The sequence below is a fragment of the Winslowiella sp. 2C04 genome, from assembly GCF_050037805.1.
Classification (GTDB): domain Bacteria; phylum Pseudomonadota; class Gammaproteobacteria; order Enterobacterales; family Enterobacteriaceae; genus Erwinia; species Erwinia toletana_A.
Genome location: NZ_CP188300.1, coordinates 3821763 through 3835835, shown reverse-complemented (window position 1 = coordinate 3835835; position 14073 = coordinate 3821763). Strand labels below are relative to the sequence as shown.

The following is a 14073-nucleotide window of genomic DNA, read 5'->3' as shown; positions in this document are numbered from 1 at the left end:
AGATCCTCGTAGTATCAGTGATTCAGGGTCGGAAACAGTGTCAGATAGATGTTCCGCACATCATCAGCGCTGACCGCTGTCGGCACATTTTTCATCAGTCGCTGGACATCCAGTGCGGCTTCCACCAGATATGGCAGGTGATCGGCATTAATGCCCAGTTCATCCAGGCTGGCAGGCAGCTTCAGGCGTTTAACCAGCGCAACGAAGTAATCAACCAGCGCGTGGGATTTTTCTTCTTCACTCAGCGCCGGGTCTGCGTCGGGTAACAGGTCATAGGCCTGAGCAAATTTACTCACCGCTGCCGGGCGAACAAAGCGCATGCAGGGTGCCAGCAGAATGGCGTTGGCGACGCCGTGCGGAATGTGATATTTGCCGCCAAGTGGATAAGACATGGCGTGCACCAGATGCGTACCGGCGTGAGCAATCGCCGCGCCACCGTAGTAAGAAGCCCACAGCATATCGAGACGCGCGCGCAGATTTTCTGGTTGCGCGACGGTGGCTTCAAGGCTGGTAAACAGCTTTTTCATGCCGATTAACGCGTAGTTATCGCTAACCGGATTGGAGACGGTGGCAGTGAAGCACTCAATCAGATGGCAAAGTGCATCGATACCGGTGGAGGAAGCAATATGGGCCGGCATGCTGGTGGTCAGCTCCGGCAGCAGTGCAACGAAATCCGGCAGCATCACTGGAGAAATAATGCCGACTTTGGTCTCTTTCTCGGGGATGGCCAGAATGGCATTCGGGGTGGCTTCTGAACCGGTGCCTGCGGTGGTAGGAATCAGCAGTGTTGGCGTGCGCGTTTGCGGCTTTTCGCCTGCCAGCAGCTCCTGCAGCGTGGGTGCGTTTTCGATACACAGCACTGACAACAGTTTGGCGACATCCAGCACGCTTCCGCCGCCAATGCCGACCACCATATCAATACTGACAGCATCCAGCGGCGCAACAATCGCGGCGACATCATGCTGGCTTGGTTCGGGTGGCACGCTGTCAATGATGATCAGCTGCGCCACCTGTGCTTTAACACGGGTAATGATCGACTGTACCGCCGGAATCGCCACGATGTTTTTGTCCGTCACCAGCAGTACGTTCTGCTTGTCCTCCAGCAGGTAGCTGATGTCATTAAGTGCCTGGTAGCCGCTGATAACGGTGCTGTTGATATTCATTATTTATGCCTTTGCTCCTGACGACCGCAGTTTTCGATCGCTGATGATTTTAATTCGTCATTTCTGTCCGACATGCATCACATATGCTGGTTATTTTATAAGACATATTGATTTCAATTAATTTGATCTTGCTCACATATAATCAATCATGATTGAATATAATCATTATCGGGTTGTGTGGCATGATGGTAACAATCAATATCAATCCTGATGGAGAGCAGATGACGCAGTGGAATACACAGGTTTGGGTGATTGCTGATGATTTTACCGGTGCCAATGACGCTGGTGCCGGGCTGGCCCGGGCGGGTGCGCGGGTCAACGTGCTGTTCGACAGCGACAGCGCGATTGATCGCGAGCGGGCAGATGTGTGGGTGATTAACACTGACAGCCGCGCACTGGGTGCGCAGCAGGCGGCCGATCGCACCCGCAAAGCCGCAGAGATCGCCGCCAGATCCTCGCAGCACGGCTGGATTTTTAAAAAAATTGATTCCACCTTACGCGGTAATCCCGGTGCGGAGATTGAAGCGGCGTTGCTGGCCAGCGGTAAGCCGTTGGCGCTGGTAGTGGCAGCGGTGCCCAGGCTGGCGCGCACCACGCGTGATGGCCTGTGTCGGGTTGATGGACGCCTGCTGACGGAAACCGAATTTGCCAGCGATCCGAAAACGCCGGTCAGCGATGCCAGCATTCTCGCCCGACTTCAGGCGCAAAGCAGCCTGACGGGTGCCGTGCTGACGCTGGATAAGGTCAGGTCGGAGCAATTGCTCAGCTGTCTGCAACAGCAGATCGAACGGGGTACGCGCTTACTGGTGGTGGATGCCGAATCTGATAACGATATTAAGCGGGTGATGCAGGCAGCGGCGCAGCTGGCAGAAAAACCGTTACTGGCGGGTGCCGCCGGATTAAGCGATGCGCTGGCGGCGATGCTGAGCCGTCGTCCGGCTGCGCCACTGCTGGCAGTGATTGGTTCGATGAGTGAGATATCCCGTCAGCAAATCGCCCGCCTTGAGGCGCAGCATCCGCTGGCACTGATCGATATTGACGTCCAGCAGCTGTTCCAGCAACCGGCCTGGCCTGACAGCTGCAGCTGGCTTAAGCAGGCGGTCAGCGCGCTGCAACTGGGCAGACATTGCGTAATGCGTACCGGCCAGCAGCCCGAACAGCGCCACAGCATTGCCGGGCTCTGCCAGCAACACCAGCTGTCGCGGGCACAGCTGGGTGAAAAAATTTGTCAGCAGCTGGCGGAACTGACGGCCGGGATTTTGCAGCAGGTGCAGCCGGCAGGACTTTATCTTTCTGGCGGCGATGTGGCGCTGGCGATTGCCCGACGCTTAGGTGCCAGTGGATTCCAGATTAACGGGCAGGTGGCAGGCTGTGTACCTTATGGCCACCTGCTTAATGCGTATCAAAACATGCTGGTGATGACCAAGGCCGGTGGCTTTGGCGATGAAAACACGCTGGTAGAAATTATTCGTTTTATTGAGGAGAAGTCGAGTGAGTAAAATTATCGCGGTGACCATGGGCGATCCGGCAGGTATCGGACCGGAAATTATTATTAAATCACTGGCTGAAGGCGAGCTGTCTGGGGCATCCGCGGTGGTAGTGGGTTGCGCCAGCACCCTGCGTCGGGTGCTGAGTTTAAATATCACGCCGCAGGTGGAGCTGCGGGTAATCGATAAGGTCACTGATGCTCATTTTGCTGCGGGTATTATCAATATTATTGATGAACCGCTGGCCGATCCTGAGTCACTACAGCCGGGAGTCGTGCAGTCTGCCGCCGGTGATTTAGCGTATCGCTGCATTAAGCGCGCGACCGAACTGGCGATGGCCGGTGAAGTTCAGGCGATTGCCACCGCACCGCTAAATAAAGAAGCGCTGCATTCCGCCGGGCATCTCTATCCTGGCCATACGGAATTGCTGGCGAAGCTGACTGACAGCAAAGATTACGCGATGGTGCTGTATACCGACCGTCTGAAAGTCATTCACGTCACGACCCATATCGCGCTGCGTAAATTCCTTGATACGCTGGGCCGCGAACGCGTGGAAACGGTAATTGGTATGGCCGATACCTTTATGAAGCGTGTCGGTTATCAGAACCCACGGATTGCGGTGGCGGGAGTCAATCCACATGCGGGCGAAAACGGTCTGTTTGGTGATGAAGAGATTACCATTGTCGGGCCATCAGTTGAGGCGATGAAGGCGCAAGGAATAAATGTTTATGGCCCGTGCCCGCCGGATACCGTCTATCTGCAGTGTTATGAAGGAATGTATGACATGGTGGTGGCGATGTACCACGATCAGGGGCATATTCCGTTAAAATTGCTGGGCTTCTACGATGGGGTAAATATTACTGCCGGGCTGCCATTTATTCGCACCTCGGCTGACCATGGCACGGCGTTTGATATTGCCTGGACAGGTAAAGCGAAGTCTGAGAGCATGGCGATTTCCATCCAACTTGCGATGCAGCTAGCATAGGGAAATATGAAGGGACAAAGTCGCCTCGATCAGATTATGGATTATCTGAAAAGTCATAATCTGGTCACTGTTGAACAGCTGGTTGCCGCGATTTCTGCATCGCCAGCCACTATTCGTCGTGACCTGATTAAGCTGGACCAGGAAGGGGTGATCAGTCGAACGCATGGCGGGGTGACGCTGAATCGCTTTATTCCGGCGCAGCCGACCACCATGGAGAAGTTGCAGCGTAACCTGATTGAAAAGCAGGCCATTGCCCATACCGCCGCCAGCTTTGTTAAAGCCGGTGATGCGGTAGTGCTGGATGCCGGTACGACTATGCTGGAGCTGGCGCGTCAGCTGACCCATCTGCCGTTACGCGTGATTACCGCCGATCTGCATATCGCGCTGTTTCTCTCTGAATTCAAACAGATCGAAGTGACTATCATCGGTGGCCGCATTGATGATTCCAGCCAGTCCTGTATTGGCGATCATGGGCGTCGCCTGTTACGCAATATTTATCCGGATATCGCCTTTGTCAGCTGTAACTCCTGGAGTCTGGAGAAAGGCATCACCACGCCAACGGAAGAGAAAGCCGGGTTAAAACAGGATCTGCTGATCAACTCACGGCGGCGCGTGTTGTTGGCAGACAGCAGTAAGTACGGCTCCTGGTCGCTGTTTTGCGTTTCACCGTTGCAGACCCTGACCGATATTGTGACCGACAAGCATCTGGAAGCGGATATCCGCGCGGAGCTCGATGCGCAGGCATTTCAGCTGACGCTGACCAGCTGACCCGGCGCGCAGGTGTGATACGACGTCCGATGCCTGCGCTGCTGTTCTGATTAATCACTAATCAGCGGCAGAGACTGGCAAATCTCAAAAAAACTCTGCGGTATATAATTGCTGATTTTATTATCGTGACAATATTCCACAATGCCCCGTTTGCAGTTGACCCCGGCTTTTTTATAGATACTTTGGGTGATATTACACACCGTTCGCGGCGATAAGTGCAGCTTGCTTGCAATCTCCATGCTGGAAAAAGCGTGCAGAATGTAAAACAGCACCTCCCACTCACGCTTACTGAATAGTGGCGAGGGAGGAGTGAATACCAGCGATTCGGGTAACTTGATCTTATTCAGGCTGGTCAGGATCAGATTGTCTACTGGCCTGCCATGAAAAATCGTTCCCTGGCAAACACCGTGTTCATCAATCAGCGGATACTTATCGAAAAACCACGGTTGCAGCCACGGTCTATTTTCAAAGGGGTGGATTTCTATTGAGGTCACACGGTCGAGCAGACGCTCGACCATACGGTCGTGATTCTGGAAGGCATCCTGAAAATCGGCGGTTGGGGCGGGCAGATCGCCATCCAGCCTGCCCTCAACCGAATATTGTGCCGGCAGTGCCAGTAAGCTGTAATATTTTTTATTGGCGTAAATAAATCTTGATTGGTTATCTTTCGCTCCCCAGGGCTCACAACTTGTTTCCCAAAAGCGAATTAACATCTGCAACGAATCCTTTAACGTTGTGCTCATTGCGATCCTTGCTCCATGACTGTCTTTTGCCGTACAGGGAATTACTCGGTGAGCAGCTCAGAGGCATCTATCTGCTGTTCCGGTTGATCCTTTTCCCGGACGCGCCGGCGAATCAGCCTGCCTTTAGGATCAAAAAAACGACTTGGCCAGATTTCCTGCGGCGGAATACCAATGGCATTGGCAATGATGATTTCACCTCGCGGCCAGGGGCGAATCAGGGTATTGCCCAGCGTGCTGGCTGATAAGCCATTCTCGCGTGAGAGTCGTGCCAGTGAACCTTTCGCTTTGCGCACGGCAGCCAGAATATCCTGCCGGTGCCAGTCATGTTTAGCCGTTCTGACGTCCATATTTATTCCTCTTCCTGAAAAGATTTTTTTCTGAGGGCGATCTTTCCTCGATCGGTTTACGGTTGCTGTCACTCATGATAGCGTTTGTTGAGAGATCTTTTATTAAAGTTAATGTGATTTAATATCGATTTTTAGCTGACGTCTAGTTCAATAATTACTCTATCTGGAGAAGGAAGGGGCGCTATGATCATTTTTTCTGATTTCGCTGATGGAAAAGCGAGTAAAGATGCGTTAGTGGGAATTTCAATTACGCCAATGATTAACAAGCCGGGACTGAATGCTTATGGCACTACGCTGAAAAGTGGGGAACGGATAGGCTGCCACAGCCATGCTGAAGGAGAAGAGTGGTATGTCATGCTGTCAGGCGAGGGAGAGATATGGACGGCGGATGTGGTTGATAATAATCTGACAGACATCAGGACCGATAAAATCAGTAAGGGATCCGTTTTCTGTATTTATCCTGATACCGCGCATCAACTGCTGGCGAAAACCGATATCGAATTAATCTTTTTGTGTCCTGAGTCACATTTAACTACCGATCGGACATTATTTGCGGATTTAATTAATTAACTTGTGAATAATAACAACTCTACTCATTCACCCTCTCCCAACAACAGGAGAGGGTAAAAGAATTAAAGAGTTTTTAATCCTACCAGCGGAATATTTCGCGCATAGTAAATTTCACGCATCTCTTTCCACAGCAAATCGGTGATACGTTTGTGTTCTTGCGCTGACAAATCTTCCGGTTTGGTGTTAAACAGATAGTGTTTGAGATCGAACTCTTTCAGTAACATCTTGGTATGAAACATGTTTTCCTGATAGACATTGACATCCATCATGTCATACATCGACTTCATATCTTCCGACATAAAGTTCTGAATCGAGTTAATCTCATGATCGATAAAGTGTTTCACCCCGTTCACATCACGGGTAAAGCCGCGTACGCGATAATCGATGGTGACGATATCGGACTCCAGCTGGTGGATCAGATAGTTCAGCGCTTTAAGTGGTGAAATGACGCCGCAGGTTGAGACTTCAATATCGGCACGGAAGGTGCACAGTCCACCCTCGGGATGACTCTCCGGATAGGTATGGACGCAGATATGGCTCTTATCCAGATGCGCAACCACCGAATTAGGCAGCGGGCCAGGATGCTCGGAGTTATCGATATCACGCGGGTCAATCGGCTCTTCACTCACCAGAATGGTGACGCTGGCACCCTGAGGTTCGTAATCCTGACGAGCGATATTCAGCACATTCGCGCCAATTATCGAGCAGGTTTCGCTCAAAATTTCAGTCAGACGATTGGCGTTGTATTGCTCATCAATATAGGCAATGTATCCGTCGCGCTCTGCAGCGGTATTCGCATAGCAAATATCATAGATACAAAAACTCAGGCTTTTTGTCAGGTTGTTGAAGCCATGTAGTTTCAGCTTTTGCAATTTAGTTCACCCCCTTATAAATGCCTGGTCAGCTTGCGTCTGACAGTGCATTCAGCAGATATTGTGGCAGGGCAAAGCTGCCAGTATGGATTGCCGAATTATAATAACGGCAGGTTAAACCCGCTGCATCAAGACGTGCTTGCAGCGTTGCGCTATCGAGCTGGCGCAAAGCGGGATTGTCGCTCGCCCAGGCAAAGGTCATGATGCCGCCGTAGTAAGTCGGTATCGCTGCCTGATAGAAACTGACATCGCTAAAATAATGACCCAATTTACGATGGCTGTTAATTGCCTCATCCTGTTGCAGGAAGCAAACGCCATTCTGCGCCACGAAGATGCCATTTTCATTAAGGCAGCGGTGGCAACCAGCATAAAATTCAGAGGTAAATAAACTTTCGCCAGGACCGATAGGATCGGTACAGTCGGAGATAATCACATCAAATTTTTCGCTGGATTGATTAACGAAGTTAACGCCGTCATCAATTACCAGCTTAAAACGCGGGTCCTCATAGGCTCCGGCACTGTGATTCGGCAGATATTGCTTACAGAAGTTAACCACACCCGCGTCGATTTCGACCATGGTTATCTGCTCGATATTTTTATGACGGCTGACTTCGCGCAGCATTGCGCCATCGCCACCACCAATAATCAGCACCTTCTTTGCCGCACCGTGCGCCAGCAGAGGCACATGGGTCATCATTTCATGATAAATAAACTCATCGCGTTCGGTAGTTTGTACCACGCCGTCAAGCGCCATAACGCGACCCAGCGCTGCATTTTCAAAGATAATCAGATCCTGATGTTCGGTCTTTTCTCGATACAGTTCTTTATCGACAGAGAAGTACTGTCCGAAACCGGCATGAAGCGTTTCATACCACATTTCATTTTGGGCCATGGTGGGATCTCCAAAGTAATAGCCATGAAAAATGGGCGGCACATGATAGCTAACTCTGACCGTGGTTGCACGGTCAAATATTCAACAGAATGGCAATGGCGGCGGGCTATTTCACGTAGGCAAGCAGGCTGAGAGAGTCACGCGCCAGAGATTTACACTTTTTGTCATTAGTGATGGCAATACCGCTCAGATCGCGGTAGCTATCCTCGCCAAGCGCTTTCATGTTGTAACTGGCGTAATTGGTTAAATCCCAACGGTTTTGTTGGGCAAAAAACATCAATGCTTTGCGAATCTGCGCATCAGGTAAATCCTGATAGCCGCAGTCATTTTTCAGATAGACAAAAACCGCAGTTAAATCAGCCAGATCTTCGGCTTCCGATTCGCTCAGAGCAAAGCTGGTGGAGGAGAAGCCAAGAAGCCCGGTAAGTAACAGGACCTTGATGCTTTTCTTCATAATTCGTCTCATAAAGTTGCAATTAACTGACGTTAGCACAGTTAGACTCAGCGTTCAGGCAATTTTAGCCACTAAATCTGTTCAACAGCCAATTTCATCCGTTTATGACACTATGGTCAGTCTGATTAAACTTGACCTTACCGCCGGGTGAAGGTTTAAGCTGCGCGATAACTTTTTGACTATAAAGGATGCGATGATGTTACGCCGTGATTTTCTCAAGCTGAGTGCCACACTCAGTGCTGCCGGTGCGCTGCCGCTCTGGAGTCGTTCGCTGATGGCGGCAACGCGCCCGATGCTGCCTGTTCCTGAGTTGCTGAGTGCCGACCCGCGTGGGGAGGTCACCTTAACCGCCCAAAGTGGTTTTTCGCTGTGGAATGGCAAGAAAGTGCCAAGCTGGGGCTATAACGGCAATCTGCTGGGGCCTGCGCTGCAACTTGAGCGCGGTAAACCGATTAGCGTAAATATCGATAACAAGCTGCCGCAGGCCACTACCGTACACTGGCATGGGCTGGAAGTGCCGGGAGCCGTCGACGGTGGCCCACATGCGCGAATCGAGCCGGGCCAGCAGCGCACGGTCAGCTTCACTCCCGATCAGCCCGCGGCAACCTGCTGGTTTCATCCACATCAACACGGACAGACTGGCTATCAGGTCGCGCAGGGACTGGCAGGGCTGGTGATTCTGAAAGATAAAGACAGTGAAGCACTGTTACTGCCTAAACTGTGGGGAATCGACGACATTCCACTGATTTTGCAGGATAAGCAACTGAGCGCCGACGGCAGTAAGATTGATTATCAGCTGGATGTCATGCGTGCGGCGGTAGGCTGGTTCGGCAATCTGATGCTGACTAACGGCGTACAGTATCCGCAGCATGCGGTGCCGCGCGGCTGGTTGCGCCTGCGCTTACTCAACGGCTGTAATGCCCGTTCGTTAACTATTGCTACCAGCGATCATCGTCCGCTGTATGTTATTGCCAGCGACGGAGGATTGTTAAGCGAACCGGTTAAAATCACTGAGCTATCGATGCTGCCGGGTGAACGCTTTGAAGTACTGGTTGATACCAAAGACGGTAAACCTTTCGATCTGGTGACGTTACCGGTGCGACAAATGGGCATGACATTGACGCCTTTCGATCAGCCGCTGCCGTTGTTAAACGTTATGCCACTGAATATCCAGGCCAGCGGTGAGCTGCCGGATAAGCTGGTGGATATGCCCGTGCTGCCTGCGGTGGAAGGTATCACCAACCGCTGGTTACAACTGATGATGGATCCGCAACTCGACAAGCTGGGTATGCAGGCGCTGATGCGCAAATACGGTAATAAAGCGATGGCCGGAATGGGCATGGATGCGCATCACGGCACAGATGACGCAGGATCTGCCGCCAGCCACAATCACAGCGCAATGCCGGTGAAAGAGAGTGATAAACAGGAAGTGGCGTATGACTTCCGTAATGGCAATAAAATCAACGGAATGCCATTTGATATGCATAAGCCGATGTTCGCTGCCAAATTAGGTGATTATGAAAAGTGGACAATTTCAGGTGAGGGCGACGCCATGCTGCATCCTTTCCATATTCATGGCACTCAGTTTCGAATCCTGTCTGAAAATGGTAAGCCGCCACAGCCGCACCGCAGCGGCTGGAAAGACACGGTGCGGGTTGAAGGCTGGCGTAGCGAGGTGCTGGTGCGCTTTAACTATGTCGCCAATGCTGAAAATGCCTATATGGCGCACTGTCATCTGCTGGAACATGAAGATACCGGAATGATGCTTGGGTTTACCGTCAGTTAACGTATAGTCTATTTTGCCCTTTATTAAGACGACGCTCTCAAAATATCGTCAGGATTAATAAAGGGTTTTCTTTATATAATTTTGAATTAAATATCGGCACTGCTTTATTTAACTTTCGTTTATGGTAAGTCTTATTTATGTGTTTTATTATCATTCCACCTGTAAGAATGTTTAACACGCTAACTAATAAGCTTGCAAGGCTAATAATATGGGTGTGGTATTCTGACAGGGCTATTTATTATTAACTCTATACGGAAATTATCGATGACTTTTGCAAGGGTTATTACTTTTACCTTGTTGCGTTAATAACGATAATTGTCAATTAAGACAGAGAAGGAAAGGATCCCAATGATGAAACATATTATTCCATCGTTGTTACTGACGATCGGGATTACTGGTGCCTCTTCAGCCAGTAGCTCCACAACAGAAATGTGGCGAGAGCCACAGCCGATGGTCAAAGAAGGAAAGCATTACAGTCTGATTATAGATCGTGGGGAGTTGCAAAAAGCGCTCAGGACTACAAAAAATGAATATCTGTTTTCCGAAAAAGGGGCTGGCGTTAAACCGCTGATTCTGGTGGGTACGCCAGTAGAAATTACCGAGTTTCTGCTTAAAAATGAAACTCGGGGTATTGAAAACGATATCACTGAATTGCCCGATATCTATATGGGGATCACTAAATATGTCCCGGGAAAGCGTTTTATCGGTTTATTTCCATTGAATGACTTACTGATAACGGCGGTGGAACAGATCCAGAAGTTTCATCCCGGTAGCATCGTTACGGATGCCGCGGGTATTCCGGGTGATCTCAAAGGGCTGTATGAAACTCTGGAAAAGCTACCGGAGAACCAAAAAGAGAGCGGTCAGATTCTTTATATAAAGTTCAGTTATCTGCCGGAGGATGGGATGACGAAAATCGGCAGTAAAACCATTAGTTTCAGCAATATCCTGAAAAAAATGCAGCAAACATCCTGACGTCATTCTGCCTGACGGCTATTCCGCTCGCTGCTTTATGCCGCGAGCGGATAGTGACAGGAATCAGGCAAGTTCCAGCGCCAGACGCAAATCCTCTATCAAATCATCTTTATTCTCAATACCAATCGACAGGCGAATGGTCGATGCGCTGATACCAATACGATCACGTACTTCAACCGGCACCCCGGAGTGGGTGGTGCTGGCCGGGTGACTGGCGAGAGACTCCGTGCCGCCGAGGCTGACTGCCAGTTTAAACAGCTGTAGTGCATTGAGGAAACGGAATGACGCCGCCTGACCGCCGCGTAAATCGAAAGAAAAGGTCGAACCTGCGCCACTGCACTGGCGGCTGAAGGTTTTACCGGCAGCTGACTGTGGATCAAGGAATGACAGATAATGAATATTTTCTACTTTGGCGTGGTCGCGCAAAAAAGTCGCCACCGCTTCGGCATTGCTGTTAGCACGTTCCATGCGCAATGACAGCGTTTCCAGAGAACGTCCTATCATCCAGCAAGAGTGTGGATCAAGCTGGGTACCGATAGCTCCACGCAGCGATTTTATCTGACCGACCACCTTTTTGCTGCCGAGTACCGCGCCAGCAATCAGATCCGAATGGCCGCCAACATATTTGGTCAGTGAGTAGATGGAGAGATCGGCACCGTGCTCAAGTGGGCGCTGAAACACAGGGCCCAGCAGGGTGTTGTCGCAGGCGATAATCGGGCGATAACCCTGCTGTTGCGCGATATTATCAGCAACGCGGCTAATCATCGCCACATCAACCAGACTGTTGGTCGGATTGGCCGGTGACTCAATCAGAATCACGGCAACCCGGCCCTTTTTGACCGCTTCATCCGCTGCCGCCTGCACTGACGCCTGATTGACGCCGTCGGAGAAGCCGACGCTGGCAACATTGAGATTGCTGAAGGTTTTACTCAGCAGGGTTTCGGTGCCGCCATACAACGGCTGCGAGTGCAGGATGACATCGCCCGGTTTTACCAGCGCCAGTAAGGTTGTGGAAATCGCAGACATTCCTGACGAGAACAGCGCGCCGCTTTCAGTGCGTTCATAGACCGCCAGCCGGTCTTCAACAATCTCACTGTTGGGATGATTAAAACGCGAATAAACCAGCCCTGATGAACTGCCAGCCGGGGGTTCACGGCGGCCGGAAACATAATCGAAGAAATCACGCCCGTCTTCAGCGGTGTTAAACACAAAGGTTGAGGTCAGGAACACCGGCGGTTTAACCGCGCCTTCGGACAGCGCTGGATCATAGCCATAATTCAGCATCTGCGTTTCAGGCTGCAGTTCACGATTGCCGAGGTGGGTTTTTTTAGAGTGTGAAGAAGTCATGCGGTCTCCTGCCATGGCGGCATGTGTTAACTCGATATTTTGAGCATAAGCTAGCATGCAGGAGAAGTGACTGATAAATGAATTAATGGTCTAAGTTTAAAACCATTTTCACAATTTAATGTTATTTTTTATGGTTTTAGCAGTCCATCCATCTGGATGGCGCATCCGGCATCTCTGATCAATTGCCGTTGCGCAACAGCATGCTTCAGCGCTGAAATGTGATAGACTGCCTCGCTTTCCTGACGCAACCAATCTGAATGCTATGAAACATACTGTAGAAGTGATGATCTCCGAAGCTGAGATCAAATCCCGCATTGCCGAACTGGGCAAACAAATCTCTGAACATTACCGTGACAGCGGTAGCGATATGGTGCTGGTTGGCCTGCTACGTGGTTCATTTATGTTTATGGCCGATCTGTGCCGTACCATTGATGTCCCTCATGAGGTCGATTTTATGACCGCTTCCAGCTATGGCAGCGGCATGTCGACCACCCGTGATGTGAAAATCCTGAAGGATCTCGACGAAGATATTCGCGGTAAGGATGTGCTGATTGTTGAGGATATTATCGATTCAGGTAATACGCTGAGCAAAGTCCGCGAAATCCTTAGCCTGCGTGCGCCAAAGTCATTGGCTATCTGTACGCTGCTGGATAAACCGGAACGCCGTGAAGTGACGGTAGACGTCGAATATGTCGGCTTTTCCATTCCTGATGAGTTTGTTGTGGGTTACGGCATCGATTATGCCCAGCGTTATCGCCATCTGCCGTATGTCGGGAAAGTGGTGATTCTGGAGCAGTAATTCTCTCCGCTGGCGTAAGGCACACAGCATTATCTGGCAAGGCCGGACCAGCCGGCCTGTTATACCCTTCACCGTTGACGTTACAGTCGCCCCCTGATGGAAAAATTGGTGTCAGCAGGGGCTCGCCGGGTTGTTCAGCAGGTTGGAAATACCGTGGCGATAGCGCTGCTCAAGGATTTCGCGACTGGCGGCGGTGACTTCAAGGTCTCGCAGATAGCCATCGTGAATACCATAGACCCAGCCATGAATAGTGACTTGCTGGCCGCGCTTCCATGCCGACTGCATAATAGTGGAGTGTCCCAGGTTGTAGACCTGTTCGATGACGTTGATTTCACACAATTTATCAAAACGCTTTTCTGGCGGCAGTTCACCCAGCAATAGGCTATGTTTGTACCACAGGTCGCGGATGTGCAGCAGCCAGTTGTCGATCAAACCCAGTTCAGGGTTGTCAACTGCTGCTTCCACGCCGCCGCAGCCATAGTGGCCGCAGATAATGATGTGTTCAACTTCCAGCACTTCGACGGCGTACTGCACCACCGACAGACAGTTTAAATCGGTATGGATAACCAGATTCGCGACGTTGCGATGCACAAACAGTTCGCCAGGCTCAAGCCCGGTAAGACGTTCGGCAGGAACGCGGCTGTCAGAGCAACCAATCCAGAGAAAACGTGGTTTTTGCGCGTCGGCAAGTCGCTCGAAGAATCCTGGATCTTCTTCTACCAGCAGCCTGGACCATTGGCGATTGTTGCTGATAAGGGTATCTATGTCTTTCATGAAGTTATACGACCTGTAACAAGTCAAAGCGCGTTGCCGTACTATAGGGCAACGCCATAAGATTTAAAACGGCAAACAAGAAACCAAACAAAACAGGGTACGCTTTTACCT

General features: G+C 50.7%; 15 protein-coding genes. 7 read left to right on the top strand and 8 right to left on the bottom strand.

Features of this window, described 5'->3' with window-relative positions:
* Positions 1–14: 14 nt before the first annotated feature.
* Positions 15–1163 carry an iron-containing alcohol dehydrogenase gene (locus tag ACP3TC_RS17465; RefSeq protein ID WP_313855811.1) on the bottom strand — a complete coding sequence of 383 codons (1149 nt, stop codon included), beginning with the start codon at positions 1161–1163 and terminating at the stop codon, positions 15–17.
* Between the two features lie 182 nt (positions 1164–1345).
* On the opposite strand from ACP3TC_RS17465, the gene dtnK reads away from it, so the two are divergent.
* The 3 genes from dtnK to ACP3TC_RS17450 are packed head-to-tail and all read left to right on the top strand — an operon-like array spanning position 1346 to position 4403.
* Positions 1346–2662, top strand: a complete 1317-nt coding sequence (gene dtnK, locus ACP3TC_RS17460; RefSeq protein WP_426816919.1) for a D-threonate kinase — start codon at positions 1346–1348, stop codon at positions 2660–2662.
* Positions 2655–3635, top strand: coding sequence for a D-threonate 4-phosphate dehydrogenase (locus ACP3TC_RS17455; RefSeq protein ID WP_313855812.1), 981 nt, complete (start codon positions 2655–2657; stop codon positions 3633–3635). The genes dtnK and ACP3TC_RS17455 overlap by 8 nt, the downstream gene beginning before the upstream one ends.
* Positions 3636–3641: 6 nt before the next feature.
* Positions 3642–4403 carry a DeoR/GlpR family DNA-binding transcription regulator gene (locus tag ACP3TC_RS17450; protein ID WP_426816918.1) on the top strand — a complete coding sequence of 254 codons (762 nt, stop codon included), beginning with the start codon at positions 3642–3644 and terminating at the stop codon, positions 4401–4403.
* A gap of 50 nt (positions 4404–4453) precedes the next feature.
* Here the strand turns inward: ACP3TC_RS17450 and ACP3TC_RS17445 are convergent, their stop codons facing one another.
* A complete protein-coding gene (locus ACP3TC_RS17445) occupies positions 4454–5146 on the bottom strand; it encodes a helix-turn-helix transcriptional regulator (protein WP_313855814.1) in 693 nt (230 codons plus the stop codon).
* 41 nt (positions 5147–5187) lie between these two features.
* Positions 5188–5493 (bottom strand): helix-turn-helix domain-containing protein, encoded by a 306-nt coding sequence (locus ACP3TC_RS17440; protein WP_313855815.1) that lies wholly within the window; start codon positions 5491–5493, stop codon positions 5188–5190.
* 183 nt (positions 5494–5676) lie between these two features.
* Between ACP3TC_RS17440 and ACP3TC_RS17435 the strand changes: the two genes are divergently transcribed.
* Positions 5677–6063 (top strand): hypothetical protein, encoded by a 387-nt coding sequence (locus tag ACP3TC_RS17435; RefSeq protein WP_313855816.1) that lies wholly within the window; start codon positions 5677–5679, stop codon positions 6061–6063.
* Between the two features lie 62 nt (positions 6064–6125).
* On the opposite strand, the gene speD is transcribed toward ACP3TC_RS17435, so the two are convergent.
* The 3 genes from speD to ACP3TC_RS17420 form a co-directional block, all read right to left on the bottom strand.
* Positions 6126–6935 carry an adenosylmethionine decarboxylase gene (gene speD, locus ACP3TC_RS17430; RefSeq protein WP_313855817.1) on the bottom strand — a complete coding sequence of 270 codons (810 nt, stop codon included), beginning with the start codon at positions 6933–6935 and terminating at the stop codon, positions 6126–6128.
* A 28-nt stretch (positions 6936–6963) separates the two neighbouring features.
* A complete protein-coding gene (gene speE / locus ACP3TC_RS17425) occupies positions 6964–7827 on the bottom strand; it encodes a polyamine aminopropyltransferase (protein ID WP_313855819.1) in 864 nt (287 codons plus the stop codon).
* 106 nt (positions 7828–7933) lie between these two features.
* A complete protein-coding gene (locus ACP3TC_RS17420) occupies positions 7934–8281 on the bottom strand; it encodes a YacC family pilotin-like protein (RefSeq protein WP_313855822.1) in 348 nt (115 codons plus the stop codon).
* Between the two features lie 196 nt (positions 8282–8477).
* Between ACP3TC_RS17420 and cueO the strand changes: the two genes are divergently transcribed.
* Both cueO and ACP3TC_RS17410 read left to right on the top strand, forming a co-directional pair.
* Positions 8478–10067, top strand: coding sequence for a multicopper oxidase CueO (cueO, locus tag ACP3TC_RS17415; RefSeq protein ID WP_426818295.1), 1590 nt, complete (start codon positions 8478–8480; stop codon positions 10065–10067).
* A 351-nt stretch (positions 10068–10418) separates the two neighbouring features.
* The gene (locus ACP3TC_RS17410; protein ID WP_390902528.1) at positions 10419–11042 is read left to right on the top strand and encodes a hypothetical protein; all 624 of its coding nucleotides are present in this window, start codon (positions 10419–10421) and stop codon (positions 11040–11042) included.
* Positions 11043–11105: 63 nt separating this feature from the next.
* On the opposite strand, the gene ACP3TC_RS17405 is transcribed toward ACP3TC_RS17410, so the two are convergent.
* The gene (locus ACP3TC_RS17405; RefSeq protein ID WP_426816917.1) at positions 11106–12389 is read right to left on the bottom strand and encodes a cystathionine gamma-synthase family protein; all 1284 of its coding nucleotides are present in this window, start codon (positions 12387–12389) and stop codon (positions 11106–11108) included.
* A 262-nt stretch (positions 12390–12651) separates the two neighbouring features.
* Here ACP3TC_RS17405 and hpt point away from each other — a divergent pair, with 262 nt between their 5' ends.
* Complete coding sequence (hpt, locus tag ACP3TC_RS17400) at positions 12652–13188, top strand: hypoxanthine phosphoribosyltransferase (protein WP_313855824.1); 537 nt, start codon at positions 12652–12654, stop codon at positions 13186–13188.
* Positions 13189–13299: 111 nt separating this feature from the next.
* On the opposite strand, the gene can is transcribed toward hpt, so the two are convergent.
* Complete coding sequence (can, locus tag ACP3TC_RS17395) at positions 13300–13962, bottom strand: carbonate dehydratase (RefSeq protein ID WP_313855825.1); 663 nt, start codon at positions 13960–13962, stop codon at positions 13300–13302.
* Positions 13963–14073 lie beyond the last annotated feature (111 nt).

Excerpts from the sequence above, each read along its gene's own strand:
- ACP3TC_RS17465 (WP_313855811.1), bottom strand. The coding sequence starts at position 1,163 with ATGAATATCAACAGCACCGTTATCAGCGGCTACCAGGCACTTAATGAC.
- speE (WP_313855819.1), bottom strand. The coding sequence starts at position 7,827 with ATGGCCCAAAATGAAATGTGGTATGAAACGCTTCATGCCGGTTTCGGA.
- hpt (WP_313855824.1), top strand. The coding sequence starts at position 12,652 with ATGAAACATACTGTAGAAGTGATGATCTCCGAAGCTGAGATCAAATCC.
- ACP3TC_RS17410 (WP_390902528.1), top strand. The coding sequence starts at position 10,419 with ATGAAACATATTATTCCATCGTTGTTACTGACGATCGGGATTACTGGT.
- cueO (WP_426818295.1), top strand. The coding sequence starts at position 8,478 with ATGTTACGCCGTGATTTTCTCAAGCTGAGTGCCACACTCAGTGCTGCC.
- ACP3TC_RS17445 (WP_313855814.1), bottom strand. The coding sequence starts at position 5,146 with ATGAGCACAACGTTAAAGGATTCGTTGCAGATGTTAATTCGCTTTTGG.
- ACP3TC_RS17450 (WP_426816918.1), top strand. The coding sequence starts at position 3,642 with ATGAAGGGACAAAGTCGCCTCGATCAGATTATGGATTATCTGAAAAGT.
- dtnK (WP_426816919.1), top strand. The coding sequence starts at position 1,346 with ATGATGGTAACAATCAATATCAATCCTGATGGAGAGCAGATGACGCAG.
- ACP3TC_RS17440 (WP_313855815.1), bottom strand. The coding sequence starts at position 5,493 with ATGGACGTCAGAACGGCTAAACATGACTGGCACCGGCAGGATATTCTG.
- can (WP_313855825.1), bottom strand. The coding sequence starts at position 13,962 with ATGAAAGACATAGATACCCTTATCAGCAACAATCGCCAATGGTCCAGG.
- ACP3TC_RS17435 (WP_313855816.1), top strand. The coding sequence starts at position 5,677 with ATGATCATTTTTTCTGATTTCGCTGATGGAAAAGCGAGTAAAGATGCG.
- ACP3TC_RS17405 (WP_426816917.1), bottom strand. The coding sequence starts at position 12,389 with ATGACTTCTTCACACTCTAAAAAAACCCACCTCGGCAATCGTGAACTG.
- ACP3TC_RS17420 (WP_313855822.1), bottom strand. The coding sequence starts at position 8,281 with ATGAAGAAAAGCATCAAGGTCCTGTTACTTACCGGGCTTCTTGGCTTC.